Annotated in this window: 2 protein-coding genes; both read right to left on the reverse strand. The window is 68.0% G+C overall.

Going from position 1 to position 586, the window contains the following annotated elements; translation table 11 throughout:
- Nucleotides 1-347 (reverse strand): AAA family ATPase (locus CK944_RS24270; RefSeq protein ID WP_256388189.1); only part of this gene is annotated, 347 nt, incomplete at its 3' end.
- Nucleotides 347-586 (reverse strand): AAA family ATPase (locus tag CK944_RS24275; RefSeq protein ID WP_256388190.1); only part of this gene is annotated, 240 nt, incomplete at its 5' end. The genes CK944_RS24270 and CK944_RS24275, both read right to left, overlap by 1 nt.

Genomic DNA, 586 nt, shown 5'->3' on the forward strand with positions numbered 1-586 from the left:
CGGGCGCCGACACCGCCCCGGTTCATGGGACACAAGACCTGGATGTCCTTGATCGGATCGAGGCCGAACCGCCGTGGGATGCGCCGGCTGACCAGTTCCACGATGCGGGCCACGGCCTCCTCGGGATCGCCGGCCGGCACGAAGTAGAAGTCTGAAGCCGTGTCCGGGCGCGCGAGCTCCGGCATCCGACCGGCATTGATGGCATGCGCGGTGGTGATGATCCTGCTTTGTGCGGCTTGGCGGAAGACCTCGGTCAGGCGCACCACGGGCACGGCTCCCGAGCCGATGATGTCGGCCAGCACCTGGCCGGGGCCGACCGAGGGCAGCTGGTCGATGTCGCCCACCATCAGAAGTGCTGCGGTTGTGGGCACGNGACGACCAGCAGATCGCAGTCGAGCGGGCTGTCCTCGTTGCGCTTGAAGGCGAAGACCTTGGGATCGAACTCCAGCNTCATGCGCTTGGCGGCGCGGCCGGTGGGCGCTGCGAGCAGGAGCTTCACACCCTTGGCCGCGAGGATGCGCAGGATGGCGTTCACGATGGTGGTCTTGCCCACGCCCGGCCCGCCGGTGATCACCGTGACCTTGGA

The organism is Paracoccus sp. SY (assembly GCF_002901215.1).
GTDB lineage: Bacteria > Pseudomonadota > Alphaproteobacteria > Rhodobacterales > Rhodobacteraceae > Paracoccus > Paracoccus acridae.